24 protein-coding genes are annotated in these 26852 nt (G+C 61.3%); 2 read left to right on the plus strand and 22 right to left on the minus strand.

What is annotated here, in order from left to right:
- Positions 1-211: 211 nt before the first annotated feature.
- From brnQ to sdhC, 10 genes are all read right to left on the minus strand, one after another.
- Positions 212-1525 carry a branched-chain amino acid transport system II carrier protein gene (brnQ, locus tag ACPZMI_RS10290; RefSeq protein WP_054894250.1) on the minus strand — a complete coding sequence of 438 codons (1314 nt, stop codon included), beginning with the start codon at positions 1523-1525 and terminating at the stop codon, positions 212-214.
- A gap of 388 nt (positions 1526-1913) precedes the next feature.
- A complete protein-coding gene (sucD, locus tag ACPZMI_RS10295; RefSeq protein ID WP_016393102.1) occupies positions 1914-2798 on the minus strand; it encodes a succinate--CoA ligase subunit alpha in 885 nt (294 codons plus the stop codon).
- Positions 2798-3964: an ADP-forming succinate--CoA ligase subunit beta gene (gene sucC / locus ACPZMI_RS10300; protein ID WP_011534748.1), complete on the minus strand. Its 1167-nt coding sequence runs from the start codon at positions 3962-3964 to the stop codon at positions 2798-2800. Before sucC ends, sucD begins: the two co-directional genes overlap by 1 nt.
- Before the next feature lie 170 nt (positions 3965-4134).
- On the minus strand, positions 4135-5571 hold the full coding sequence (gene lpdA, locus ACPZMI_RS10305; protein ID WP_054894251.1) for a dihydrolipoyl dehydrogenase: 1437 nt from the start codon (positions 5569-5571) through the stop codon (positions 4135-4137).
- A 95-nt stretch (positions 5572-5666) separates the two neighbouring features.
- The gene (odhB, locus tag ACPZMI_RS10310; protein ID WP_426352169.1) at positions 5667-6884 is read right to left on the minus strand and encodes a 2-oxoglutarate dehydrogenase complex dihydrolipoyllysine-residue succinyltransferase; all 1218 of its coding nucleotides are present in this window, start codon (positions 6882-6884) and stop codon (positions 5667-5669) included.
- 42 nt (positions 6885-6926) lie between these two features.
- Positions 6927-9758, minus strand: a complete 2832-nt coding sequence (locus ACPZMI_RS10315) for a 2-oxoglutarate dehydrogenase E1 component (RefSeq protein WP_186666232.1) — start codon at positions 9756-9758, stop codon at positions 6927-6929.
- A 244-nt stretch (positions 9759-10002) separates the two neighbouring features.
- Positions 10003-10707: a succinate dehydrogenase iron-sulfur subunit gene (locus ACPZMI_RS10320; RefSeq protein ID WP_012315348.1), complete on the minus strand. Its 705-nt coding sequence runs from the start codon at positions 10705-10707 to the stop codon at positions 10003-10005.
- Positions 10708-10718: 11 nt separating this feature from the next.
- Positions 10719-12491 (minus strand): succinate dehydrogenase flavoprotein subunit, encoded by a 1773-nt coding sequence (gene sdhA, locus ACPZMI_RS10325; RefSeq protein ID WP_054894254.1) that lies wholly within the window; start codon positions 12489-12491, stop codon positions 10719-10721.
- 3 nt (positions 12492-12494) lie between these two features.
- Complete coding sequence (gene sdhD / locus ACPZMI_RS10330) at positions 12495-12863, minus strand: succinate dehydrogenase, hydrophobic membrane anchor protein (protein ID WP_054894255.1); 369 nt, start codon at positions 12861-12863, stop codon at positions 12495-12497.
- Complete coding sequence (gene sdhC / locus ACPZMI_RS10335; RefSeq protein ID WP_023628897.1) at positions 12857-13243, minus strand: succinate dehydrogenase, cytochrome b556 subunit; 387 nt, start codon at positions 13241-13243, stop codon at positions 12857-12859. The genes sdhD and sdhC overlap by 7 nt, the downstream gene beginning before the upstream one ends.
- Positions 13244-13594: 351 nt before the next feature.
- Between sdhC and gltA the strand changes: the two genes are divergently transcribed.
- Positions 13595-14884 carry a citrate synthase gene (gltA, locus tag ACPZMI_RS10340; RefSeq protein WP_054894257.1) on the plus strand — a complete coding sequence of 430 codons (1290 nt, stop codon included), beginning with the start codon at positions 13595-13597 and terminating at the stop codon, positions 14882-14884.
- A gap of 71 nt (positions 14885-14955) precedes the next feature.
- On the opposite strand, the gene ACPZMI_RS10345 is transcribed toward gltA, so the two are convergent.
- The 9 genes from ACPZMI_RS10345 to ACPZMI_RS10385 form a co-directional block, all read right to left on the minus strand.
- Positions 14956-15564, minus strand: coding sequence for an START domain-containing protein (locus tag ACPZMI_RS10345; RefSeq protein ID WP_426352170.1), 609 nt, complete (start codon positions 15562-15564; stop codon positions 14956-14958).
- 28 nt (positions 15565-15592) lie between these two features.
- Entirely contained in the window at positions 15593-15847 is a 255-nt protein-coding gene (locus ACPZMI_RS10350) for a YkgJ family cysteine cluster protein (RefSeq protein WP_186666234.1), read from the minus strand.
- 107 nt (positions 15848-15954) lie between these two features.
- Positions 15955-16407: a hypothetical protein gene (locus tag ACPZMI_RS10355; protein WP_186720093.1), complete on the minus strand. Its 453-nt coding sequence runs from the start codon at positions 16405-16407 to the stop codon at positions 15955-15957.
- Positions 16408-16467: 60 nt separating this feature from the next.
- Positions 16468-17910 (minus strand): aminotransferase-like domain-containing protein, encoded by a 1443-nt coding sequence (locus ACPZMI_RS10360; protein WP_186666236.1) that lies wholly within the window; start codon positions 17908-17910, stop codon positions 16468-16470.
- Between the two features lie 179 nt (positions 17911-18089).
- Complete coding sequence (locus tag ACPZMI_RS10365; protein WP_186707977.1) at positions 18090-18905, minus strand: OmpA family protein; 816 nt, start codon at positions 18903-18905, stop codon at positions 18090-18092.
- Positions 18902-19255, minus strand: coding sequence for a DUF4398 domain-containing protein (locus ACPZMI_RS10370; protein WP_065864902.1), 354 nt, complete (start codon positions 19253-19255; stop codon positions 18902-18904). The genes ACPZMI_RS10365 and ACPZMI_RS10370 overlap by 4 nt, the downstream gene beginning before the upstream one ends.
- A 9-nt stretch (positions 19256-19264) precedes the next feature.
- Positions 19265-20086 (minus strand): substrate-binding periplasmic protein, encoded by an 822-nt coding sequence (locus ACPZMI_RS10375; RefSeq protein WP_186707975.1) that lies wholly within the window; start codon positions 20084-20086, stop codon positions 19265-19267.
- A gap of 83 nt (positions 20087-20169) precedes the next feature.
- A complete protein-coding gene (locus tag ACPZMI_RS10380) occupies positions 20170-21099 on the minus strand; it encodes an electron transfer flavoprotein subunit alpha/FixB family protein (RefSeq protein WP_186666242.1) in 930 nt (309 codons plus the stop codon).
- Positions 21100-21849 carry an electron transfer flavoprotein subunit beta/FixA family protein gene (locus ACPZMI_RS10385; protein ID WP_186711010.1) on the minus strand — a complete coding sequence of 250 codons (750 nt, stop codon included), beginning with the start codon at positions 21847-21849 and terminating at the stop codon, positions 21100-21102.
- A 540-nt stretch (positions 21850-22389) separates the two neighbouring features.
- Here ACPZMI_RS10385 and ACPZMI_RS10390 point away from each other — a divergent pair.
- Entirely contained in the window at positions 22390-24054 is a 1665-nt protein-coding gene (locus ACPZMI_RS10390) for an electron transfer flavoprotein-ubiquinone oxidoreductase (protein WP_186666247.1), read from the plus strand.
- Positions 24055-24121: 67 nt separating this feature from the next.
- On the opposite strand, the gene ACPZMI_RS10395 is transcribed toward ACPZMI_RS10390, so the two are convergent.
- The 3 genes from ACPZMI_RS10395 to ACPZMI_RS10405 all read right to left on the minus strand — a co-directional run bounded on the left by ACPZMI_RS10395 (position 24122) and on the right by ACPZMI_RS10405 (position 26807).
- Positions 24122-25933, minus strand: a complete 1812-nt coding sequence (locus tag ACPZMI_RS10395) for an ABC transporter ATP-binding protein/permease (RefSeq protein WP_426352171.1) — start codon at positions 25931-25933, stop codon at positions 24122-24124.
- Positions 25934-26027: 94 nt separating this feature from the next.
- Positions 26028-26636: a Fic/DOC family protein gene (locus tag ACPZMI_RS10400; protein ID WP_426352172.1), complete on the minus strand. Its 609-nt coding sequence runs from the start codon at positions 26634-26636 to the stop codon at positions 26028-26030.
- A gap of 3 nt (positions 26637-26639) precedes the next feature.
- A complete protein-coding gene (locus ACPZMI_RS10405; RefSeq protein ID WP_186666252.1) occupies positions 26640-26807 on the minus strand; it encodes a YhfG family protein in 168 nt (55 codons plus the stop codon).
- Positions 26808-26852 lie beyond the last annotated feature (45 nt).

A 26852-nucleotide genomic window follows, 5' to 3' on the forward strand; every position in this document is an offset into this window, starting at 1 on the left:
GCCTGCGGATTCGACGCTGGCTATCGATGAAAGGCACACTGAGGTTGTGAAAACCATCTTGCCAGGGCGGGCCTGTTCGCGGGCAAGCCCGCTCCTACAGAAACAGTAGCCAGCAAAAAGCCCCGCATCCTTTCGGATACGGGGCTTCGGGCTCAAACATCCAGCAAGTGTCAATAGGCTTGTGGCCAGCACCCGCTGCAGGCTTCACCCATCAGGCCAGCGCCTCGCGTGGCTTGCCGAGCAGACGATCACAGACCACCGCGGCGGCCAGGGCGATCACCGAAGGCACCAGCCAGGCCAGGCCCTGCTCGCTCAGCGGCAAGTGCGCCACCGCGTCCGGCAGGATGTGCGCCAGGCTGCTGCCCTTGATCGCATCGACCATGCCGAACAGCAGCGAAACGAGCATGACCGGCGCGAGAATGCGTACCGGCGAGTTCCACAGGTCCTTCACGAAGCTCAGGCCCACGACCACGATGCATGGCGGGTAGATGGCGGTCAGCACCGGGATCGAGAACATGATCAGCTTGGTCAGGCCCAGGTTCGAGATCAGCAGCGAGAAGCCCGCCAGGATCACCACCAGGGCACGGTACGACAGCGGCAGGATCTGGCTGAAGTACTCGGCACAGGCACAGGTCAGGCCCACGGCAGTGACCAGGCAGGCCAGCGCGATCAGCACGGCCAGGAAACCACTGCCCAGCGAGCCGAAGGTGTGCTGCACGTAGGCATGCAGAACCGCAGCACCGTTGCTCGCGTTCGCAGCGATCTCATGGCTGCCGGCGCCGAGGCGGAACAGGCTGATGTACACCAGCGCCAGGCCGACACCGGCGATCAGGCCGGCGATGATGGCGTAGCGAGTGATCAGCTTGGGCGACTCCACACCGCGCGAACGGATGGCGTTGACGATGACGATGCCGAACACCAGGGCACCGAGGGTATCCATGGTCAGGTAGCCATTGATGAAGCCTTGGGAGAACGGAGCTGCGACGTAAGCCGGCTGCGCGTCACCAATCGAGCCCGCTGGCAGCGCGAAGGCAGCAATGCCGAGCACCGCCAGGGCGATGATCTTCAGCGGTGCCAGGAAGCGACCGACGGTATCGAGCAGCTTGCCCGGATACATCGACACGGCCAGCACCACAGCGAAGTACACCAGGCTGTAGATGAACAGCGCCAGCGGGCTTTCACCGGTCAGTGGCGCCACACCCACCTCGAACGAAACGGTCGCGGTGCGCGGGGTAGCGAACAGCGGGCCGACCGAGAGGTAGCAGACTGCCGCCAACAGGCCGCCGAAGAACTTGCCGATCGGGCTGCTCAGGGCATCCATCCCGCCACCGACCTTCGCCAGGGCAACCACGGTAATGACTGGCAGACCCACGGCGGTGACCAGGAAGCCCAGCGCCGCCATCCACACGTGCGGACCGGACTGCAGGCCAACGATAGGCGGGAAGATGATATTGCCCGCACCGACGAAAAGCGCGAACGTCATAAAGCCAAGCGCCAGGATATCCTGGCCTTTTAACACTTTCATTTAAGGAAGTACCACACTGCTGAAATCGGGATTCGAGAAGGGATTTCCACATGGATGAGGGAAATGCTGCCCGGCTTGATGAGCCAGACCCGTTTAGCGTGTCGTTCCCTTTTGGGGTACGGGCACAGAGTGAACGCGTAGGTTACAGAATTTGCCGGGCAAACGCACTGCAATGGTGCTGGTTGTCCGATGTGTGTATGTGTTTGACGTCTGCGTGACCGAGGATGGCTGGATTATCCTCGGATTGAAACCATCGTCTGCTGGAAAAATCCTATGGGCCCGATCGAATAATCTGAGTTGTCATTTCCGGGCCCATCGCGGGACGACCCAGAACGACAAAGGCCACCCGTAGGTGGCCTTTGTGCGCGTGGGGGGTATAGCGTGTTACTTACTTCTTGGCTTCCCAGCCAGTCAGCTCGGCCAGGGCCTTGCCGATGTCAGCCAGGGAACGCACGGTCTTCACGCCAGCGTCCTGCAGTGCAGCGAATTTCTCGTCTGCAGTGCCTTTACCGCCGGAGATGATGGCGCCAGCGTGGCCCATACGCTTGCCCGCAGGAGCGGTAACACCAGCGATGTAGGAAACGACAGGCTTGGTGACGTTGGCCTTGATGTAGGCAGCAGCTTCTTCTTCAGCCGAACCGCCGATCTCACCGATCATGACGATCGCTTCGGTCTTCGGGTCTTCCTGGAACAGCTTCAGGATGTCGATGAAGTTGGAGCCTGGGATTGGGTCGCCGCCGATGCCGACGCAGGTCGATTGGCCGAAGCCGGCGTCGGTGGTCTGCTTGACCGCTTCGTAGGTCAGGGTGCCGGAACGGGAAACGATACCGACCTTGCCTGGCAAGTGAATGTGGCCTGGCATGATGCCGATCTTGCACTCGCCCGGAGTGATGACGCCTGGGCAGTTAGGGCCGATCAGGGTGACACCCAGCTCGTCGCACTTGACCTTGGCGTCCAGCATGTCGAGGGTAGGAATACCTTCGGTGATGCAGACGATCAGCTTGATGCCGCCGAAGGCCGCTTCCAGGATCGAGTCCTTGCAGAACGGAGCCGGAACGTAGATGACCGAAGCGTCAGCGCCGGTAGCTTCCACAGCTTCCTTGACGGTGTTGAACACCGGCAGGCCCAGGTGGGTGGTGCCACCCTTGCCTGGGGTGACGCCGCCGACCATCTTGGTGCCGTAGGCGATGGCTTGTTCGGAGTGGAAAGTACCCTGCGAGCCGGTGAAGCCCTGGCAGATGACTTTGGTGTCTTTATTGATCAGGACGCTCATTACTTGCCCTCCGCAGCTTTGACAACTTGTTGAGCAGCGTCGGTCAGGCTGGTTGCCGCAATGATGTTCAAACCGCTTTCTGCCAGTACTTTAGCGCCCAGTTCGGCGTTGTTGCCTTCGAGGCGGACAACGACCGGTACTTTCACGCCGACTTCTTTCACTGCACCGATGATGCCTTCGGCAATCATGTCGCAACGAACGATACCACCGAAGATGTTGACCAGAACGGCCGCGACATTGCTGTCGGACAGGATGATCTTGAACGCTTCGGTAACGCGTTCCTTGGTAGCACCACCACCAACGTCGAGGAAGTTGGCTGGCTTGCCGCCGTGCAGGTTGACGATGTCCATGGTACCCATGGCCAGACCGGCACCGTTGACCATGCAGCCGATGTTGCCTTCCAGCGCTACGTAGTTCAGTTCGAACTTGGCAGCGTGGGCTTCACGGGCGTCGTCCTGGGACGGGTCGTGGAAGGTCTTCAGCTTAGGCTGACGGTACATGGCGTTGGCGTCGATGTTGATCTTGGCATCGAGGCAGTGCAGGTCGCCGTCGGCCTTGATCACCAGCGGGTTCACTTCCAGCAGGGCCAGGTCATGGTCCTTGAACAGCTTGGCCAGACCTACGAAGATCTTGGCGAACTGTTGTACTTGCTTGCCTTCCAGGCCCAGCTGGAAAGCCAGCTCGCGACCCTGGAACGGCTGAGCGCCGACCAGCGGGTCGATGGTAGCCTTGAGGATCTTCTCAGGAGTTTCGTGAGCGACTTTCTCGATGTCCACGCCACCTTCGGTGGAAGCCATGAACACGATACGACGGCTCGAACGATCCACTACAGCGCCCAGGTACAGCTCTTTGGCGATGTCAGTGCAGGATTCGACCAGGATCTTGGAGACTGGTTGACCGTTGGCGTCAGTCTGGTAGGTCACCAGATTCTTGCCCAACCACTGCGCAGCGAACGCCTTGGCGTCTTCCTTGCTGCGAACCAGCTTGACGCCGCCCGCCTTACCGCGACCACCAGCGTGGACCTGGGCTTTTACAACCCACTCGGAACCGCCGATCTTGTCGCAGGCTTCTGCGGCTTGCTCAGGGGTATCGACAGCGAAACCCTTGGAAACTGGCAGGCCGTACTCAGCGAACAGCTGTTTACCCTGATACTCGTGAAGATTCATGCTTTTTACCGTCTTCGTTAGGTACTGCGCTTCGGCGCTGCGCTGTTTCCAGAGCCGCGCCACCTGTGACCGTTAACCCCGGATTTTTCCGGTGGCCCGGTCCGGCGGACATTCCGCGGTGGATCTTGCACGCAAGACCCACGACGGGCAGCCCGCCGTGGTTTTTATAATTAACGCTTCTTACGGTTGGCCACGTGAATGGCACCGCCATTCACAGCCAGCGCTGCTTCATGCAACGCTTCGGACAGGGTCGGATGGCTGAAGACCATCATGCCCAGGTCCTCGGCACTGGTGCCGAATTCCATTGCGATCGCGCCTTGCTGAACCAGCTCGGCAGCCGATGGGCCGATCACGTGAACACCCAGGACGCGGTCGGTCTTGGCATCGGCGATGACCTTGACGAAGCCACCGGTGTCGTTGGCAGCCATCGCACGGCCGCTGGCCGCGAACGGGAAGGTGCCCACGTTAACCTCAACGCCTTCGGCTTTCAATGCTTGTTCGGTCTTGCCGACCCAGGCGATTTCCGGGTGGGTGTAGATAACCGACGGGATCAGGTCGTAGTTCATCTGAGCCTTGTGGCCCTTGATGCGCTCGACGACCATGATGCCCTCTTCCGAGGCCTTGTGTGCCAGCATCATGCCGCGAACTACGTCGCCGATGGCGTAGACGCCCGGCACGCTGGTGGCGCAGTAGTCGTCGACGAAGATGTAGCCACGCTCGTCGATGTTCACACCGCTATCGGCAGCCAGCAGATCGGTGGTCACAGGACGACGGCCGACCGCAACGATCAGCTTGTCGAAGACGATCTTCTGCTCGCCTTCGGCGTTGGTGTAGGTCACTTCGACTTCGTCGCCGTTGACTTTCGAGCCGGTGACGCGCGCGCCCAGCTTGATGTCCAGGCCTTGCTTGGTCAGGGTCTTCTGAGCTTCTTTCGACACGGCGGTGTCGGCAGCCATCAGGAAGGTGTCCAGCGCTTCCAGCACGGTCACTTCAGCACCCAGGCGAGCCCAGACCGAGCCCAGCTCCAGGCCGATGACGCCAGCGCCGATCACGCCCAGGCGCTTGGGTACCGATTGGAATTCCAGGGCGCCAGTGGAGTCGACGATCACATTCTGGTCGACCGGAGCCGGCGGAATGTCGATCGGACGCGAGCCGGAGGCCAGGATCACGTTCTCGGCTTCGATGACTTCGGTGGTACCGTCAGCCTTGGTGACTTCGACTTTCTTGCCAGCCAGCAGCTTGCCGTGGCCCTGGATCGAAGTAACGCCGTTGGCCTTGAACAGGGTGGCAACGCCACCGGTCAGGTTCTTGACGATGCCAGCCTTGCGACCAACCATCGCGGCGACGTCCATCTTCACTTCGCCAGTGGAGATGCCGTGGACGTTGAAGCTCTCTTTTGCTTCCTTGTATTTCCAGGAGCTGTCCAGCAGCGCCTTGGAAGGAATGCAACCTACGTTCAGGCAGGTGCCGCCCAGGGCCAGCTTGCCCTCGGCGTCGGTGTACTTCTCGATACAGGCAGTCTTCAGACCAAGTTGGGCAGCCTTGATGGCAGCAACATAGCCGCCAGGACCCGCACCAATCACCACTACGTCGAATTTCTGGGTCATAAAAGATTCCTTATCAGCTTCAAGCTACAAGCCGCACGCGGCAAGGCGACCTGCTCCGGTCGGGAGCCTGTCGCCTGCAGCGTGCAGCTGCGTGATTAGATGTCCAGCAGCAGACGGGACGGATCTTCCAGCAGGTTCTTGATGGTCACCAGGAAGGTTACCGCTTCCTTGCCGTCGATCAGGCGGTGGTCATAGGACAGCGCCAGGTACATCATCGGGCGAATGACCACTTGGCCATTGATCGCCATCGGACGCTGGATGATGTTGTGCATACCCAGGATCGCGGCCTGCGGCGGGTTGACGATCGGGGTCGACATCATCGAACCGAAGGTACCACCGTTGGTGATGGTGAAGGTACCGCCGGTCATCTCTTCGATCGACAGCTTGCCGTCACGGGCCTTCTTGCCGAAGGTGGCGATGCCGTTCTCGATCTCGGCCAGCGACATCGACTCGGCATTGCGCAGCACCGGTACCACCAGGCCACGGTCGCTGGAGACGGCAACGCCGACGTCCGCGTAGCCATGGTAAACGATGTCGTTGCCATCAATCGAAGCGTTGACTGCCGGGAAGCGCTTCAGCGCCTCGGTGGCGGCCTTGACGAAGAACGACATGAAGCCCAGGCGTACGCCGTTGTGGGTCTTCTCGAACAGGTCCTTGTACTTCGAACGCAGGGCCATGACTTCGGTCATGTCGACTTCGTTGAAGGTAGTCAGCATGGCCATGCTCGACTGGGCTTCGACCAGACGCTCAGCGATCTTGGCGCGCAGACGGGTCATCGGCACACGCTTCTCGGTGCGATCGCCAGCAGCGACGACAACCGGAGCAGCGGCAGCGGCAGCCGGCTTGGCAGCAGGTGCGGCAGGGGCCGACTTCTTGTTGGCGACTGCAGCCACCACGTCTTCCTTGGTGATACGACCGCCTTTGCCAGTACCGGAAACGGTGGCCAGGTCGATACCGTTCTCTTCGGCCAGTTTGCGCGCGGCAGGCGCGGCAACCGGGTCGTCCTCACCTGCATCGGCGGCGGCCGGAGCGGCAGCCGGAGCAGCGGCAGCAGCAGGCGCAGCAGCAGCGGCGCCACCTTCAACGATCGAACCCAGGACTTCGTCGGACAGTACGGTGTCGCCCTCGCCCTTGACGATGTCGCCCAGCACGCCATCAGCGGTGGCCAGAACTTCCAGGACGACCTTGTCGGTCTCGATGTCGACGATCAGCTCGTCACGCTTGACGGCTTCGCCCGGCTTCTTGTGCCAGGTGGCAACGGTGCCATCGGCAACCGATTCCGGGAAGGTTGGGGCTTTGATCTCGATAGCCATTATCAGTGTTTCCTTAAATTCGGTTTCAGGTGCGCGAAGGCGTTAGACAGTGAACGCGTCTTGCAGCAGTTTTTCCTGCTGCTCGGCGTGCTTCGATGCGTAACCACAGGCTGGCGCGGCAGAAGCGTCGCGACCGGCGTATTCCAGGACCAGCGCCTTGTTGTGGCGGCCCAGGATACGGCGCATGTGATGCTGGCTGCTGTACCAGGCACCCTGGTTCATCGGCTCTTCCTGACACCAAACTGCATGCTTGAGGTTGGTGTAAGGCGCCAGGATCTCGACCAGGTCGTCCTCAGGGAACGGATACAGCTGCTCGATACGCACGATGGCGATGTCTTCGCGGCCTTCGGCACGACGTTTTTCCAGCAGGTCGTAGTAGACCTTGCCGCTGCACAGCACCAGGCGCTCGACCTTGGCCGGATCGATGGCATCGATTTCCGGGATCACGGTCTGGAACGAGCCTTCTGCCAGATCTTCCAGCGTCGAGATGGCCAGCTTGTGGCGCAGCAGCGACTTTGGCGTCAGCACGATCAGCGGCTTGCGCAGCGGGCGGATGACCTGACGACGCAGCAGGTGGTAGATCTGCGCCGGCGTGGTCGGCACGCACACCTGGATGTTGTGCTCGGCGCACAGCTGCAGGTAACGCTCCAGACGGGCCGAGGAGTGCTCGGGGCCCTGGCCTTCGTAGCCGTGCGGCAGCAGCATGGTCAGGCCGCACAGACGACCCCACTTGTGCTCGCCGCTGGTGATGAACTGGTCGATCACCACCTGCGCACCGTTGGCGAAGTCACCGAACTGGGCTTCCCAGATCACCAGCGCATTCGGCGTGGTGGTGGAGTAGCCGTATTCGAAGGCCAGTACGGCTTCTTCCGACAGGTAGGAGTCGTACAGTTCGAACTTCGGCTGGCCTGGGAACAGGTTCTTCAGCGGAACGTAGGTGCTGGCGTCCTTCTGGTTGTGCAGCACCGCGTGACGGTGCGAGAAGGTGCCACGGCCGATGTCCTGGCCGGTCATGCGGATCGGGTGACCTTCGAACTGCAGGGTGGCGTAGGCCATGGTCTCTGCATAACCCCAGTTGATCGGCAAGCCACCGGCCTGCATCTTCTGACGGTCTTCGTAGATCTTGGCGACCTGGCGCTGGACGACGAAACCTTCTGGCAGCTCGAGCAGCTTGGCCGACAGTTCCTGAAGGGTCTTGAGGTCGAAGCGCGTGTCGTGACGCGCAGTCCAGGCATGGCCCAGGTACGGACGCCAGTCGACGAACAGCTCGCGATTCGGCTCCTTGACCAGACTCTTGACCACGTGCAGGCCGTTGTCCAGCGCGTTGCGGTATTCGTCGATCTTGGCCTGGGCGCGCTCGGCGTCGATGCGACCGGCTTGAATCAGCGCGTCGGCGTACAGCTCACGGGTGGTGCGCTGCTTGGTGATCTGCTGGTACATCAGCGGCTGGGTGCCGTTCGGTTCGTCGGCCTCGTTGTGGCCGCGACGACGGTAGCAGACCAGGTCGATCACCACGTCACGCTTGAACTGCATGCGGTAGTCGATGGCCAGTTGTGTCACGAACAGCACAGCTTCCGGATCGTCGCCGTTCACGTGCAGGATCGGCGCCTGGATCATCTTGGCCACGTCGGTGGCGTACTCGGTGGAGCGCGCGTCCAGCGGGTTGCTGATGGTGAAGCCGACCTGGTTGTTGATCACGATGTGCACGGTACCGCCGGTCTTGAAACCGCGGGTCTGCGACATCTGGAAGGTTTCCATGACCACGCCCTGGCCTGCGAAGGCCGCGTCGCCGTGGATCGAGATCGGCAGGACCTTGTCGCCAACGGTGTCGTTGCGGCGGTCCTGGCGGGCACGAACCGAACCCTCTACCACTGGCGAGACGATTTCCAGGTGGGACGGGTTGAACGCCATTGCCAGGTGGACTTCACCACCAGGGGTCATGACGTTGCTGGAGAAGCCCTGGTGATACTTCACGTCACCGGAGCCCAGCTCGTTCATCTTCTTGCCTTCGAACTCGTCGAACAGCTCGCGCGGGTTCTTGCCGAAGGTGTTGACGAGCACGTTCAGACGGCCACGGTGGGCCATGCCGATCACGACTTCCTTGGTGCCGTAGGAGCCGGAACGCTGAATCATTTCGTCCAGCATCGGAATCAGGCTTTCGCCGCCTTCCAGACCGAAGCGCTTGGTACCCGGGTACTTGGTGCCCAGGTATTTTTCCAGGCCTTCGCCCGCGGTAACGCGCTCGAGCAGGTGAGTCTGCACGTCAACGGAGAAGTCAGGACGGCCACGAACGCTTTCGAGGCGCTGCTGGAACCAGCTGCGTTGCTCGGAATCGACGATGTGGGTGAACTCGGCGCCAATGGTGCGACAATATGTCTTCTGCAGCGCCTCGAAGATTTCGCGTAGGCTCGCTTCCTCTTTGCCGATGAACAGGTCGCCGGCACGGAAGGTCGTATCAAGGTCGGCATTGGTCAAGCCGTAGTGATTGATCGACAGGTCTACGGGCGCAGGGCGCTGCCACAACCCCAACGGGTCGAGCTGGGCAGCCTGATGGCCGCGCATACGATAGGCCTGGATCAGTCGCAGCACTTCAACCTGCTTCTTCTCGTGTTCACTGCTCACGCTCCCGGCGGAAACCGGTTGGGCGCGGCGCTGGTTCTTTGCCAGCAGTACGAAATGGTCGCGGATCGTAGAGTGCGATACGTCGGTAGCGGTGCTGCCGTCGGCGGGCAACTTCTGGAAGTAGGTGCGCCACTCTTCTGGCACAGCGTTAGGGTCGTGCAGGTAGAGCTCGTAGAGCTCTTCCACATATGCAGCGTTACCACCTGAAAGGTGGGCGCTTTCCCACATGCGCTGCATCACGCTTTCTTGCATGCTTGGTCACCCTCGGTTAGGGGACGGATCGGCAAGAGCCACGCAAACCTGGAAAAGTCCGAACACAGCGACTAACCACGCCACCTGGATCCTGCAGATTTTCCGGGTACCAGCCCGGAAGCCCCTGCTGGTCTCATATCTTCATAGGTAATGAGCGCGGGCTTTTTGGGCCCTTGCTCGGGTTTTACCTCGGCGCGGGCTCACCACCCGCGCTTCGGCTTACTGCTGGTGCAACATTTTCGAATCAGGTGCCGCTTTGCAGCAGCATGTTACGTACGTGGCCGATCGCCTTGGTCGGGTTCAGACCCTTCGGGCAGACGTTCACGCAGTTCATGATCCCGCGGCAGCGGAATACGCTGAACGGGTCATCCAGCGACGCCAGACGCTCTTGCGTCTTGGTGTCACGGCTGTCGGCCAGGAAACGATAGGCCTGCAGCAACGCGGCGGGGCCCAGGAACTTGTCCGGGTTCCACCAGAACGATGGGCAGGAGGTCGAGCAGCAAGCGCACAGGATGCACTCGTACAGACCGTCCAGCTTGTCGCGATCTTCCGGCGACTGCAGACGCTCGATGGCCGGAGCCGGGGTGTCGTTCTGCAGGAATGGCTTCACCTTCTCGTACTGCTTGTAGAAGATGCTCATATCGACGACCAGGTCACGAATGACTGGCAAACCTGGCAGCGGACGCAGGACCAGCTTGTTGCCCTTGACCACACCCGACAGCGGGGTGATGCAAGCCAGGCCGTTCTTGCCGTTCATGTTCATGCCATCGGAACCGCAAACGCCTTCACGGCAGGAGCGACGGTACGAGAAGCCCTCGTCCTTCTCCTTGATCAGTGCCAGTACGTCCAGCACCATCAGGTCCTTGCCACCGGTATCGACGTCGAACGACTCCATCTTGGGCGCCGAGTCGGTGTCCGGGTTGTAACGATAAACTTCGACTTTCAACATAGCGGCCACCCTTAGTAAGTCCGGACTTTTGGTTCGAAGGCAGGAACTGTCTTCGGCGCAAAGTTGACGCCGCGCTTGGCAACGCGCTTCTCACCCGGGTAGTACAGGGTGTGGCACAGCCAGTTCTCGTCATCACGGTCTTCGAAGTCTTCACGGGCGTGAGCGCCGCGGGATTCTTTACGGGCTTCGGCCGCGATGGCGGTCGCCTCGGCAACTTCCAGCAGGTTCTGCAGCTCCAGCGCTTCAATACGCGCGGTGTTGAAGGCCTGGGACTTGTCGTTGATCTTGACGTTGGCAATGCGGTCACGCAGGCCGGCCAGCTGCTCGATACCCTTCTGCATGTATTCGCCAGTACGGAATACACCGAAGTAGTTCTGCATGCAGCTCTGCAGCTCGCGCTTGAGGCTTGCAACGTCTTCGCCGGTGGTACGCTCGTTGAGCTTGTTCAGGCGGTTCAGGGCAACGTCGACATCGGTGTCGCTCGCGTCGCGGTACTCGACGCCGTCGCTCAGTGCTTTTTCCAGGTGCAGGCCGGCAGCGCGACCGAAGACCACCAGGTCGAGCAACGAGTTGCCGCCCAGGCGGTTGGCACCGTGAACCGATACGCACGCCACTTCACCCACAGCGAACAGGCCTGGGATGATTTGATCCTTGCCTTCGGCGTCCATGGTGATGGCCTGGCCATGAATGTTGGTGGCAACGCCGCCCATCATGTAGTGGCAGGTCGGTACGACCGGAACCGGCGCGACCACCGGGTCGACGTGGGCGAAGGTCTTGGACAGTTCGCAGATACCTGGCAGGCGGCTGTGCAGCACTTCCTCGCCCAGGTGGTCCAGCTTCAGCAGTACGTGGTCCTTGTTCGGGCCCACGCCGTTGCCGGCGATGATTTCCTTGACCATGGAACGGGCGACCACGTCGCGGCCAGCCAGGTCCTTCGCGTTCGGCGCGTAACGCTCCATGAAGCGCTCGCCGTGGGCGTTGATCAGGTAGCCACCCTCACCGCGGCAACCCTCGGTGACCAGTACACCGGCGCCGGCGATGCCGGTCGGGTGGAACTGCCACATCTCGATGTCCTGTACCGGTACGCCTGCACGCAGGGCCATGCCGATACCGTCACCGGTGTTGATCAGGGCGTTGGTGGTGGAAGCGTAGATACGGCCCGCACCGCCAGTGGCCAGAACGGTGGCCTTGGACTTGATGTACATGGTTTCGCCGGTTTCGATGCAGATCGCGATCACACCGACGAAAGCGCCGTCCTGGTTCTTGACCAGGTCAACGGCGTAGTACTCGTTGAGGAAGGTGGTGCCCGCCTTCAGGTTGCCCTGATAGAGGGTGTGCAGCAGGGCGTGGCCGGTACGGTCGGACGCGGCGCAAGTACGCGCGGCCTGGCCGCCCTTGCCGAAGTCCTTGGACTGGCCACCGAACGGACGCTGGTAGATACGGCCGGTTTCGGTACGCGAGAACGGCAGGCCCATGTGGTCCAGCTCGAAGACCGCAGCCGGGCCTTCCTGACACATGTATTCGATAGCGTCCTGGTCACCGATGTAGTCGGAACCCTTGACGGTATCGTACATGTGCCAGCGCCAGTCGTCGTTCGGGTCGGCCGAAGCGATGGCACAGGTGATGCCGCCCTGGGCGGAAACGGTGTGCGAACGGGTCGGGAACACCTTGGTGACTACAGCGGTCTTGTGGCCGCCTTGAGCCAGCTGCAGTGCGGCGCGCATGCCCGCACCGCCGCCACCGATGATGATGGCGTCGAAGGAAATGGTTGGAATGTTAGCCATGAATCAGATACCCCAGAGAATCTGCACACCCCAGACGAAGTAAGCGAACATCGCAACGCCGCATACCGCCTGGAACAGGAAACGAATCGCAGTCGCCGACTTGCCGAACGACATCGGCGTCAGGTAGTCGGTGGCGATGGTCCACATGCCGACCCAGGCGTGAGCGCCCAGCGCGACAAGTGCCAGCAGACTGAAGATCCGCATCGCGTTGTTGGAGAACAGAGCGTGCCACTGGGCATAGTCGATGCCCGGGTGGATCGCGAGGTAGCCGATCAGGAAGATGAAGTAAGCCGCGAGAACGACCGCCGAGACGCGCTGCGCCATCCAGTCATAGAGGCCCGAACGCGACAGGTTCGTGACATTAGTTACCATACCCAAACTCCCGCCAGAACGATCAGCACCACGGAGATGACGATCACGATTTTCGAGCCCAGCTTGCCGCCTTCCAGCGTCTCACCGACACCCATGTCCATGATCAGGTGGCGAACACCTGCGACGAGGTGATACAGCAGGCCGGACAGCAGGCCCCAGGTCACCAGTTTGGCCAGCGGACTGGTCAGACACGCCTTCACCTCGGCAAAGCCTTCCTCGGAACCCAGCGACTTGCCCAATGCGTACAGCATGATGGCAAGGCCGAGGAACAGGATGACGCCGGAAATACGGTGAAGAATGGACGTGTACGCGGTGATCGGGAGTTTGATGGTCCTTAGGTCTAGGTTTACAGGTCGTTGGCTTTTCACGGCTTTTTTCACACTGAAGAGCCCCTAGCGAACAGGGCAAAGTTGTTGGTAAGTGTACTGGTCAGGTACCCACCACCGAAGAGAACACGACACCCAGCAGGGCGGGCTGGAAAGCCCCTGGGAGTCGGCTGCCGAGTATAGACAGTTAGGCTGCTTATGACAACGTGAGGGGCTCGCCCGAATAGCGCATTGCCTTTAGCGAACAAAAGGCGTAAATGGGCGGCAATTTCGTGAAAATCATGGGCTTGGAGGGTGTTTCAACCAGCCTTTAGGCAAATTGACATTCGAATTTATCCCTCTATAGTGGTGCGGGCCCTGCGTGGGGGGTCTGTCTGATGATTTCAAGCATTAATAGGAGGCCACATGGCTGACAAAAAAGCGCAGTTGGTCATCGAGGGCGCAGCCCCCGTAGAGCTGCCCATTTTAACCGGCACCGTTGGTCCCGATGTTATCGACGTCCGCGGGTTGGGGGCATCCGGTCACTTCACCTTCGACCCTGGTTTCATGGCGACCGCCTCGTGCGAGTCGAAGATCACCTACATCGACGGCGACAAGGGCGTGCTGCTGCACCGCGGCTACCCGATCGAACAGCTCGCCGAGCAATCGGACTACCTGGAAACCTGCTATCTGCTGCTCAACGGCGAACTGCCGAACGCAGAGCAGAAAGCCCAGTTCGTCAGCACCGTGAAGAACCACACCATGGTCCACGAGCAGCTGAAGTCCTTCTTCAACGGCTTCCGCCGCGACGCCCACCCGATGGCCGTCATGTGCGGCGTGGTCGGCGCCCTGTCGGCGTTCTATCACGACTCGCTGGACATCAATAACCCGCAGCACCGCGAAATCTCCGCCGTGCGCCTGGTCGCGAAGATGCCGACGCTGGCAGCGATGGTGTACAAGTACTCCATGGGCCAGCCCATGATGTACCCGCGCAACGACCTGTCGTACGCGGAAAACTTCTTGCACATGATGTTCAACACCCCGTGCGAGATCAAACCGATCAGCCCGGTGCTGGCCAAGGCGATGGACCGGATCTTCATCCTCCATGCCGACCACGAGCAGAACGCCTCCACCTCCACCGTGCGCCTGGCCGGCTCTTCGGGTGCCAACCCGTTCGCCTGTATCGCCGCCGGTATCGCTGCACTGTGGGGCCCTGCCCACGGCGGCGCGAACGAAGCGGTCCTGACCATGCTCGATGAAATCGGCGATGTCTCGAACATCGACAAGTTCATCGCCAAGGCCAAGGACAAGAACGATCCGTTCAAGCTGATGGGCTTCGGCCACCGCGTCTACAAGAATCGCGACCCGCGCGCCACCGTGATGAAGCAGACCTGCGACGAAGTCCTGCGCGAGCTGGGCATCAAGGACGACCCGCAGCTGGAACTGGCGATGCGCCTGGAAGAGATCGCCCTGACCGATCCTTACTTCATCGAGCGCTCGCTGTACCCGAACGTCGACTTCTACTCGGGGATCATCCTCAAGGCGATCGGCATTCCAACCAGCATGTTCACCGTGATCTTCGCCCTGGCACGTACCGTGGGCTGGATCTCGCACTGGAAGGAAATGCTCTCTGGCCCGTACAAGATCGGCCGTCCGCGCCAGCTGTACACCGGCGAGCCGCAGCGCGACATCACCGCACTGAAAGACCGCAAGTAAGCCGCCCAGGCTGAACGCAAAAAGGCTGCCCTCGGGCAGCCTTTTTCATTGGGCCTTTAGACGAAAGAACCTCAGTTCTTCTCGGCCCGCTCACGCAAGCCCTTCAGCGTATTGAACGGCGCATCCACCACGAACTTGTTGGCCAACCACGAAGGCACGCTACCACCCGGCTCGGTGTGCACCTGATAGGTCACCTCGGTACTGTCGCCCTTGGGCACCAGCTTCCAGAAGCCCTCGACCTGCGCCACGCGCACGAAGCCCTTTTCCTCCGGCAGGTACTTCGGCTCACCCTCGAGCTTGCGGGTAAGGCTGCCATCAGCCTCCTGCACCGTGGTGACATGCAGGATCGAATCGCGCGGCGTCACGGGCCATGGCGTATTGAATTGGGTGTAGGTCCAGCTCTGGTCACCTTCATGCTTGAGCAACTTCTGCGACTTGCACTCATGCACCCAGGCACAGGCGCCGACTACATCCTCCTGCAACGCCTTGACCTTGGCCAGCGGCGCCTTGATGACGATCACCCCGCGGTAGGCCTTGTACTTGGAGCCCGCCACCTCGCTGAGGAACACCTTGATGCCCTCCTCGTCCTTGGCCACCTGCCAATTCTCAGCCCAGGCCGTCGGCGCCAGCAATACACCCATGCCACACAGCAGTACAACGCGCTTGATCGATCTCATCATCTTGTTCCTTTTGTCGAAGATCCAAACGTCACGCCGCCGTCATCTGCTCCAGCCAGCCAATGATCCTGATCGCATCGTCGCGATCGCTACCGCAGACATCCACCTCCGCCTTGAACCCGCCACAGACCTTTGGCCGTTCGGGCTTGCCGAACAAGGCGCAAAGATTGTCCACGGACAGGTGCAGGCAACGCTCGCCCGCCGGCTTGCCCTGGGGCATGCCGGGGATCGGCGAACTGATGGACGGGGCAATGCAGCAGGCACCGCAGCCCTCACGGCATTTCATGACAACTGGACTCCCTGGAGCTGAACGGGACGGACATCCCTGGATACTAACCGCTCAAACATATGTTTGAAATTACCGAGCCGATGAAATCCGAAGTGACTCGGTAGTCAGTTGCGAAATTCGAAATCGATGGCAGCACCCTCGACATCACGGCGACTGTCGTTGCGCAACTGCAGCTGCATCTCGTTGCTGATCAGCCGGCCATTGAGCTGGAACGGGCTGTCATCGGATGCGGGTTTTTCGGGGAACATCGACGGCAGCAAGGGCTTGCGCGTCAACGGGGCATTGCCGACATCCGGCTTGAGGTTCTTCACCATCTCGCTCGGCAGGCTGAGATCGAGCTTGGGATTGGGCAGTGGCTTGCTGACCGGCTTGCTCTTTGGCTTAGGCTTGCTTGCCGGCTTGCTGGCCGCCTTCGCCGGGGTTTTTACCGCTTGCTTGGCGGTCTTGCCCTGGGACACTTCGCTCTTTGCATGCGTCTGCGCAGCCTGCACAGATGCCCCCGGCAACCAGGACAGCGCAAGACACAGCATCAGGGCAGTAGGGCGAAACGCATTCATGGGCATCAAGAGCATGGCATAAAAATGCTTATGCTCCCTGTTCCCTGCCCTTATGACAAGCTACAAAATCGAGACAGCAGACTCTCGACACAATTGTTGGGCCAGCAACCCCAAGGTCATCACCGCCCGCTCAGCCTCCTTGCTCCAGGGAATCCCGCAATTGAGGCGGATGCAGTGATTGAATTGCTCGGTGTTGCTGAAGATCAGGCCAGGCGCGATGCTGATGCCCTGCTCCAGCGCCCGAACATGCAGCTCCTGAGTATTGACTCGCCCCGGCAGGCTGACCCAGAGAATGAACCCACCCGTAGGCCGAGTCATCTGCGTGCCTTCCGGGAAGTGCTGCTGCACCGCCAGCTGATAGGCACTGAGGTTCTTGCGGTACTCCTGACGGATGAAGCGCAGGTGACGGTCGTAGCCGCCGTTCTCGAGATAGGCCGCTACGCCCATCTGGGTGACACTGCAGGCCGAGTGCGTAGTGAAGGTCTGCAGGCGCTGGATTTCGTCCTGGTAGCGCCCAGGAATCATCCAGCCGACGCGCACCCCTGGCGACAGTGTCTTGGAGAAGCTCGAACAGTAAATCACCCGATCCAGCCGGTCGAACGCCTTCAGCGCCTTGGTTCGCCCCTGCTCGAACATCAGCTCGCCATAGATATCGTCCTCGACGATCTGGATATCGAAGTCTGACGCCAGGCGCAGCAACTGTTTCTGCCGCTCTTCCGGAATGGTCCCGCCCAGAGGGTTGCTCAGGCGCGCCGTCAGCACCAGGGCCTTGATCGACCATTGGTTGGCGGCCAGTTGCAGCGCCTCGAGGCTGATGCCGGTGGACGGGTCGCTGGGGATCTCGATCACCTTCAGACCCAGCAGGTCCGCCAACTGCAGAAGCCCATAGTAGGTCGGTGACTCTGCGGCGATCAGGTCGCCAGGACGCGTCAACACGCGCAGCGCCATCTGCAGGGCGTCGACACAGCCATGGGTGACGATCACCTCGCGCGGGTCGACCAGCACGCCAGCGTCACGCATGCGAATGGCGATCTGCCGACGCAGCGGCTCGAACCCCGGGCTGAACATGTAGCTGAAGGCACGCGGGCTGTGGAACCGCGTCACCTTGGCGATCTGCTGGTGCAGCGCTCGAACCGGCAAGTAGTCCACATGCGGAACAGCAGCCCCGAAAGGGAACACACCGTCGCGGCGTGCTTCAGTGAGTACTTGCTGGATGATACTGGCACGGGTAACCAACCCGGGGCGTTCGACCCGGGCGATATCCGGGGTCTGCGCGGTCAGGGCGGGTGTCTGGTGGACATAGTAGCCAGACTGCGGACGGGCGCGAATCAGGCCCTGATCCTCGAGGTTGGCGTAGGCCTGCAGCACCGTGGCATGGCTGACATTGAGCTGGGCGCTCATCTTGCGCACGGAAGGCACGCGCTCGCCTGGCTGGTAGACACCGCGACGGATGTCATCGGCCAGTTGCTGGGCAATGCGCTGATACAACAGCAGGTTGGTCATGGTGATTCTCGAAGCGCGGACGGGTTCGTTGTTCTTGTACGACTCACAGTCGAGACAGAATACCGTAACAGTTGCAAAGTGTACTGGGACAGTTCCGAGAATAGTCGACATTACACTTGCTTGACAGCGGCGAACAGACGAACCGTCAGCACGGGTGCCAGGCAGCACCCGAACAGCCCTCAGCGCGGCGGCGCGAGTTTGCCCTTCTCATCGGAGAACACGATCTCCACACGGCGGTTCTGCGCCCTGCCCCGCTCCGAGGCGTTGACCTCGACCGGGTACTGGTCGCCATACCCCTGGACCTCGATGCGTTTCTCGTCGATGCCCAGGTCGACCAGCATGTCAGCCACCGACTGCGCGCGGTCACGGGACAGCTTCAGGTTGTCTTCAGCCGCCCCGGTGCTGTCGGTGTAGCCCTCGATTCGTACCACGCGGCGCGGATTGAGCTGCAGGAACTGCACCAGCTTGAGCACCGTGCGACTGGCGGAGTTCTTGAGTTCCGCCTCGCCGGTGTCGAACAGCACGTCCCCCAGCGTCATCACCAGGCCGCGATCGGCCTGCTCCGATGCCAGGGCGGCGATCTGCGATTCGACCCACTTGCCCTGCTGCTGCACGCTGGCCAGCTTCGCTTCACGCAGCGCCAACTGCAGACGTTGGCGCTCCAGGTCGAGCTTGGCCAGGCGCTCCTGGTTCAGCGCCAGATTGGCGTGCTCGCGGGCGATCTCGCTGTAGCGCTGGCTGAGGTAGGCATAGTGGCGTACGTCGGTGCCACTGCCGACATAACTGGCCAGGCGCTCTGCTCGCGCCAGCGACTCACCTGCACGGATCACATCACGCGGCGCACTGCGCAGCACGTCGGAGTTGTCCTTGACCTTCTGGAACGCAGCCGTGGCATCGTCCAGCGCCGACTCGCTGCGCTGGCTCGCGCAACCCTGCAGGCCGACGGCCAACGCCAGCACGACCAAGGCGGCGCCGGGCTTGAATGTACGGCTCATGGCTGTACCTCCAGCTGCTTGCGCAGGCGCTTGATCCGCGACTCGGTCACCTTCAACTGCTCTTCGCTTTTCTGGGTCAACACCTGAGCCTCGGCCAGACGTGCATCCAGCTCGGCCTGCTCGGCGCGCATGCGCGCATCACGAAAATCTTCGCTGGCCATGTTGGTCTTGGCCCGAGCGAACTTGTCTTCGGCCAGCTTGAACGCCTCGACCTGCTCAGTCGCGCCGACAGCCTTGGCCTGCTCCAGCGCCTGCTCGGACAGGCGCATCTGCTCATGAGGAGCCGGATCGTTGGCACAACCGGCCAGGGCTGCAAAAGCCAGGACCAGGATCAGTGGTTGGGTTCTCACGCATTCTTCCTACTGTTTGGGGGCGTCCCCGGTCATCTGCATCTGCGCTTTCCAGCGCTCCACATTCCGCTGCAGCACCGACTCGGAGGCGCCAGAGATCGGCAATTCTGTCAGCTTTTTAGCCAGTTGCCCACGCAGCCAGGCATCGTTACAGGCCGAATTGTGCGACACGGCCAGGTACAGCCCCGGACGATCCACTGGCAGGCCGCGCGCGACAAGGTCGTTGCTCATGCCCAGGCTCTGGGTCATGGCCATCCCCGAATAGCGCCCCGCCAATACGTAATCGACCTGCCCCAGCACCAGCTTCTGGAAGGCCTGGGTAAGATTCTGCGCAGGCACCAGCTTGAGCTGGGACTTGGCGAACGCTTCGAACGCCGGGGTCAGCCGTGCCTTCTCCGAAAGGCTGCCCTGATAGCGGGCCAGATCCGCCGGACCGTCGAAATCCAGTGCGGAGTCGTGGCGGGTCCAGACCAGGTACTCGTTGAGCTGCAGGGGTGGATGGATGTAGTCCAGCGCAGTCAACTGACCGACTTGCATCGGCGTGTCCAGCAACAGGTCCATCCGCCCGCTGCGCACCTCTTCCAGCGCCTGCTCGCGGCGCCCGGCATGCAGCACCTCGACCCGCACCCCCAACTCGTCCGCCACCTGACGCAGCAGGTCGACGTTAGCACCGATCAGGTGCCGAGAGTCTTTCGGGTCCTGCCAGGAGTACGGCGGTGCATCCGGGCTGCCGGTGGCCACCAGCTTTTCACATTTGCCGGCGGCCATCGCCTGCGAGGATGCCAAGGCCACCATGCAGGCCAGCAACCGACCCGTTCTGCCAAACGCCATTACCCTACTCCTTGCCAGCCATGCAAAAAAAAGCCCGACCCCTGTTACGAGGGTCGGGCTTCTTTATAAGTGAAGCGCTCGGATCAGACCAGCTTTTCCAGCTCCGGCACCGCCTCGAAGAGGTCGGCAACCAGGCCGTAGTCGGCCACCTGGAAGATCGGGGCTTCTTCGTCCTTGTTGATCGCGACGATCACCTTGGAGTCCTTCATGCCCGCCAGGTGCTGGATCGCGCCGGAGATACCGACGGCGATGTACAACTGCGGCGCGACGATCTTGCCGGTCTGGCCAACCTGCATGTCGTTCGGCACGAAGCCCGCGTCGACGGCGGCACGGGAAGCACCGACCGCAGCACCGAGCTTGTCGGCCAGGGCGTACAGATGCTTGAAGTTGTCACCGTTGCCCATGCCACGGCCGCCGGAGACGACGATCTTGGCAGCGGTCAGCTCGGGACGATCGGACTTGGCCAGCTCTTCGTTGACGAAGGCCGACTTGCCAGCATCATGGGCAGCAGCCACGGCTTCCACCGCAGCCGAACCACCTTCGGCGGCCACGGCGTCGAAGCCGGTGGTACGCACGGTGATGACCTTGACCGCAGCGCTCGATTGCACGGTGGCAATGGCGTTACCGGCATAGATCGGGCGCTTGAAGGTGTCGGCGGATTCGACCGAGACGATCTCGGAGATCTGGTCGACGTCCAGCAGCGCAGCAACGCGTGGCAGGATGTTCTTGCCGTTGGTGGTGGCCGGGGCCAGCACGTGGCTGTAGCCCTTGGCCAGCTCGACGATCAGGGGCGCTACGTTTTCAGGCAGGGCGTGGGCGTAGGCGGCGTTGTCCGCAACCAGCACCTTGGCAACGCCCGCGATCTTGGCAGCGGACTCGGCGACGCCACCGACGTTCTGGCCTGCGACCAGCACGTGCACATCACCACCGATCTTGGCGGCAGCAGCGACAGTGTTCAGGGTAGCCGGGGCAACGGCACCGTTCTCGTGTTCAGCGACAACCAGGATAGTCATTTAGATTACCTTCGCTTCGTTCTTCAGCTTCTCGACCAGTTCGGCCACCGACTTGACCTTGATACCGGCGCTGCGTGCAGCAGGCGCTTCGACTTTCACGGTCTTGGTGGTGGAGGCGGTGGATACGCCCAGCGCGTCTGGAGTCACAGTCTCCAGCGGCTTCTTCTTGGCCTTCATGATGTTCGGCAGCGACGCGTAGCGCGGCTCGTTCAGGCGCAGGTCGGTGGTGACGATCGCCGGCAGGTTCAGCGCGACGGTCTGCAGGCCGCCATCGATCTCGCGGGTGACGTTCAGCTTGTCGCCAGCCACTTCGACCTTGGAGGCGAAGGTGCCCTGGGCGTAGCCGGTCAGCGCAGCCAGCATCTGGCCGGTCTGGTTGTTGTCACTGTCGATGGCCTGCTTGCCGAGGATGACCAGCTGTGGCTGCTCTTTATCGACGATGGCCTTCAGCGCCTTGGCCACGGCCAGGGAGTTCAGCTCCTCGGCGGTCTCGACCAGGATGGCACGATCGGCACCCAGTGCCAGGGCGGTACGCAGTTGCTCCTGGGCAGCGGTCGGGCCGACGGCAACGGCGACGATCTCGGTCGCAACGCCCTTCTCTTTCAGGCGTACGGCTTCTTCCACGGCGATTTCGCAGAAGGGGTTCATGGACATCTTGACGTTTGCAAGGTCGACGCCGGAGTTGTCCGCCTTGACGCGAACCTTGACGTTGTAGTCGACCACTCGTTTGACAGCTACAAGAACCTTCATGGATTCCTCGTTACTCTCCGGTGAAAAGAATGTCGCCTGGGGCGTGCCCGGCGAATGCGCGTGGGTACAAGGACACCTCTGAAAACGTTCCGGGTCGAGCGAAATTTGCCATGACCGATCAGTCCTGTGCGGACTGGCGGGGCAAAACCCGCGGGTCATTTCCTGTCGTGGCGTGTAGACTCCACTACAAAAAGGGTTTCGGCCTGTATTCCCTGCTCTACGCCTGGTTTTTAGAGGTGCACCTGCGCCCGACGGTCAGCCTACGGCGAGCGTAAAACCGCTCGTATCTTGACCGTAACACCCAATCCGGTCAATACGGCAAATTGGCCAGCCTCCAGCCGCCCTCCTGTGATTTTACTGGGCTGCGGCAAATTCAAACAAACGTTTGTATTGGACCCGCCAAGTGGTGTAGATATAATGCGCGGCCAAGACAAAACGGTGTAGTCCGCCACCGGCACGGCTACAGCTGCCCCGACCGTGAGCGGGCATCCGACACCCATAAGACAAGCAACGCGATGAGCCTTGAGTAGGAGAGAACCTGTGGAACGCGAATACATGGAATTCGACGTGGTCATCGTCGGCGCAGGCCCGGCGGGCCTGTCTGCCGCCTGCCGCCTGAAGCAGAAGGCCGCCGAAGCCGGTAACGAGATCAGCGTCTGCGTGGTCGAGAAAGGCTCCGAGGTCGGCGCCCACATCCTCTCCGGTGCGGTCTTCGAACCCCGCGCGCTGAACGAGCTGTTCCCCGACTGGAAAGAACTCGGCGCCCCGCTGAACACCGAGGTCAAGCGCGACGACATCTATGTGCTCAAGGACCAGGGCAGTTCGGTCAAGGTGCCGGACCTGTTCGTGCCCAAGACCATGCACAACCAGGGCAACTACATCATCTCGCTGGGCAACCTGTGCCGCTGGCTGGCCCAGCAGGCCGAGAACCTGGGCGTGGAAATCTATCCCGGCTTCGCCGCCCAGGAAGCGCTGTTCGACGAAAACGGCGTGGTCCGTGGCATCGTCACCGGCGACCTGGGTGTCGACCGCGAAGGTCAGCCCAAGGACGGCCTGTACACCCCCGGCATGGAGCTGCGCGCCAAGTACACGCTGTTCGCCGAAGGTTGCCGCGGCCACATTGGCAAGCAGCTGATCAAGCGCTTCGACCTGGACAGCGAAGCCGATGTGCAGCACTACGGTATCGGCATCAAGGAAATCTGGGAGATCGACCCGAGCAAGCACGAACAGGGCCTGGTGGTGCACACCGCCGGCTGGCCGCTGGATGTAGTCAGCGCCGAGAACACCGGCGGCTCGTTCCTCTATCACCTGGAGAACAACCAGGTGGTGGTCGGCCTGATCGTCGACCTCTCCTATGCCAACCCTTACCTGTCGCCGTTCGACGAGTTCCAGCGCCTGAAGCACCACCCGGTGATCAGCCAATATCTGGAAGGCGGCAAGCGCATCAGCTACGGCGCCCGCGCCATCTGCAAGGGCGGCCTGAACTCGCTGCCGAAGATGGTGTTCAACGGTGGCGCGCTGATCGGTTGCGATCTGGGCACCTTGAACTTCGCCAAGATCAAGGGCAGCCACACTGCAATGAAGTCCGGCATGCTGGCCGCCGATGCAGTGGCCGACGCCCTGTTCGCCGGCAGCGAAGGCGGCGACGCCCTCAACAGCTACGTCGAGGCATTCAAGGCCAGCTGGCTGTATGAGGAGCTGTACGCCAGCCGCAACTTCGGCCCGGCCATGCACAAGTTCGGCCCGCTGTTCGGAGCAGCGTTCAACTATATCGACCAGAACTGGTTCGGCGGCAAGCTGCCCTTCACCCTGCACGACACCAAGCCGGACTACGCCTGCCTGAAGCTGGCCGCCGACGCCAAGAAGATCGACTACCCCAAGCCCGACGGCAAGCTCAGCTTCGACAAACTCAGCTCGGTGTTCCTCTCCAGCACCAACCATGAAGAAGAGCAACCCTGCCACCTGAAGCTGACCGATCCGAACGTGCCGATCGCCACCAACCTGCCGCTGTACGACGAACCCGCGCAGCGTTACTGCCCGGCCGGTGTCTACGAGGTGGTCACCCAGGAAGACGGCAGCAAGCGCTTCCAGATCAACGCGCAGAACTGCGTGCACTGCAAGACCTGCGACATCAAGGATCCGTCGCAGAACATCACCTGGGTCACCCCAGAAGGTGCCGGCGGCCCTAACTACCCCAACATGTAAGGCCTGCGCCATATGAAAAAGCCCCCTGGCAGCGATGCCAGGGGGCTTTTTCGTCTACGGCTGATGCTCAGGACAGCACCACCGCGTCCTGCTCGAACAACGCCCATCCACCCTGGCCATCGACCTCCAGCCGGTGGCTGTGGAACCCGGCCAGCGTGCTGCGATGCCCGACACTCACCAGCAAGGTTTCCGGCATTTCGTTGCGCAGCAGCGAATACAAGGCATGTTCCAAGCCTTCATCCATCGCCGAGGTGGACTCGTCGAGGAACACCACATGCGGCTGGTTGAACAATACTCGCGCAAACGCCAGGCGCTGCTGCTCGCCGATCGACAGGATGCGCGTCCAGTCGCGGCTTTCCTCGAGGCGCTCGGCCAGATGCGCCAGGTTCACTTGCCGCAATGCCTGTTGCATCCGCGCATCCTGCTCCTGGCCGACCTGGGCCGGGTAGGCGATGGCGGTGCGCAGATCCCCCAACGGCAGGTACGGCCGCTGCGACAGGAACAGCGCCTGCTCACCCAACGGCCGCGCGACCGCCCCTTCTGCATAAGGCCACAATCCCGCCAGGGCCCGAAGCAGCGTGGTCTTGCCGCTGCCCGAAGGCCCCTTGATCAGCAAGGCCTGCCCGGCCTGCAGCTTCAGGCTCAGGTCGGCAATCAAGCGGTGGCCATCCGGGCGCAGCACCTGCAGGCCAGCGATATCCAAGGCCCGCGGCAGCTCGCGGGTAGCCACGTGCGGTAGCTCGCTGGCCTGGTGGTTGGCATCGAGAAAACCGGTGAGACGATCGAGGGTCGCGCGGTAGCTGGCAAAGGTGTCGTAGGACTCACGGAAAAACGACAACGAATCCTGCACTTGTCCGAACGCCTGCGACGTCTGCATCACATCACCCAGCTTGATCGCTCCGCGGAAGAAACGCGGCGCCTGCAGGATGAACGGGAACACCACCGCGACCTGGCTGACACCCAGGTTGAAACCATTGAACTTCAGGCTCCGCCAGACCAACGCCCAGACATTGCCGATCAAGGCGAAGAAGCGCCCGAGCAACGTGCCCCGCTCGACCTGCGCGCCCTGGTAGAAGGCAATGTTCTCGGCATTCTCGCGCAAGCGCATCAGTGCGTAGCGAAAGTTCGCCGTGAGCTTTTCGTTGAGGAAATTCAGGCGAATCAACGGCCGCCCGAGGCGGAAAGCGATCCAGGTGGCGATGAGCACATAGACATAGACCGCAAACACCATCGCCCGCGGCACCTCCACCCCGGCAACCGCCAGTGGTGCCGACAGCCCCCAGAGAATGCCGGTGAACGCCACCAGCGATACCAGCGCACTCACTGCCCCGAGGGCCAGCGACACCGAGCCGGTAACGAAGGCGTTGACGTCCAGTTCGATACGTTGGTCAGGGTTGTCCACCGGCTCATCTAAGAATTGCCCGCGGTAGTAGGCATCGCCATGCATCCAGTCGGCAGTCAGGCGCTCGGTCAGCCAGACCCGCCAGTGGATGTTGAACGACTGGGTGACGTAGTAGTTGAACAGTGAACGCAGCACATGAATGGTTGCCAGTACCGCGAATACCCCGAGCAGGTACCAGAACGCCGTCTGGTCCAGGCCCTGCAGGGCGCTATAGAAACCGTTGTACCAGAACGAGAACAGCACGTTCATGCGCACCGAGAACAGCGCCAGGAACAACAACAGTGCAAATACGAGCAGCGGGCGCCAGCTGCGCCTGAAACTGAAGTACTCACCCGCCAACTGCCAGAACTGCTGGCCCCAGCGGGTAAAGCGCACCGCCAGGAAAGCGGCGGCGGTGAAGCCGACAAGTGTGATCAATGAAGAGACTGCAAGCCAGCTCAGGCTCTCTTGCAGGGCCTGGTGCCAGTTCATTTCCATGGTGGGGTTTCCGTGGCGAGTATTTACTCGAGCCTAGCACCGGCCGGGGTTGGCGAAGATGACGGAGGTTTCATGTTGGGCGTCGCCATGAACGCTAAACCGGCGACAAGCCGATGACGGTCCGCCCGATGCACCTGTCGAAAACCGCTTCCAGAGGCGAATGATCGCAAACAACTGCCGCTATGTTCGCAGCCACCCACTCATCAGGCTCGACTGACCACCAATCGATTTCAAAACCCGCGTTCAAGATCACATGTTCGTAAAGAATCCGCTGAGCTCGCCCATTTCCCTCGCGAAACGGATGGACCATGTTCAAATCGCCAAAGCTTTCTGCCACAGCGTGAACCAGATCCGCACGCGAATAGCCCTCATACCAACCTTGCTGTGCAAGGCTGCGGAATACTTTTGAAGCTTCGGCTTCAATGCGGCTCACATTGCAGAAACGTGTGCCGCCTTTGGAAATATCGAGCGTGCGAATTTCTCCAGCCCACGCATAGATATCCTGAAAAAGCGCGCGATGAAGCCTCTGGAGATAGGGAAGATCGTAAGGAGGGAGCTCGAATGGGAGCTGACTGGCAGCGAGCTCGGAAAAGTCCCGCTCGGCCCTGGCAAGCGCTGAATCATCACGAAGATCAAGCAGATTGCACAGGACGACCGTACCGGGATAACAGTAGGCGTCCTGTCCGACACCATACTTGTCCAAAGATCAATCCTGCTTGCGGTAATGACGCAACAACTCTTCCTTGGACGGGAGCTTACGCTCCGCGGAGTCAGGCGTGACATCAAACCCCTCAAGCCGCAGACTGGCTGCGTAGTTCGAGCGGCGAGTTTTTTCCCAAGCTGCTCTTTTGGTTTCCAAGCTGATGCCTTTCACCGTTCAACGCCTCTCACGGGGTGATGGAAGTTCGATTATAGCGAA

Origin of the sequence: Pseudomonas wayambapalatensis (assembly GCF_049942315.1) — a bacterium.
GTDB lineage: Bacteria > Pseudomonadota > Gammaproteobacteria > Pseudomonadales > Pseudomonadaceae > Aquipseudomonas > Aquipseudomonas wayambapalatensis.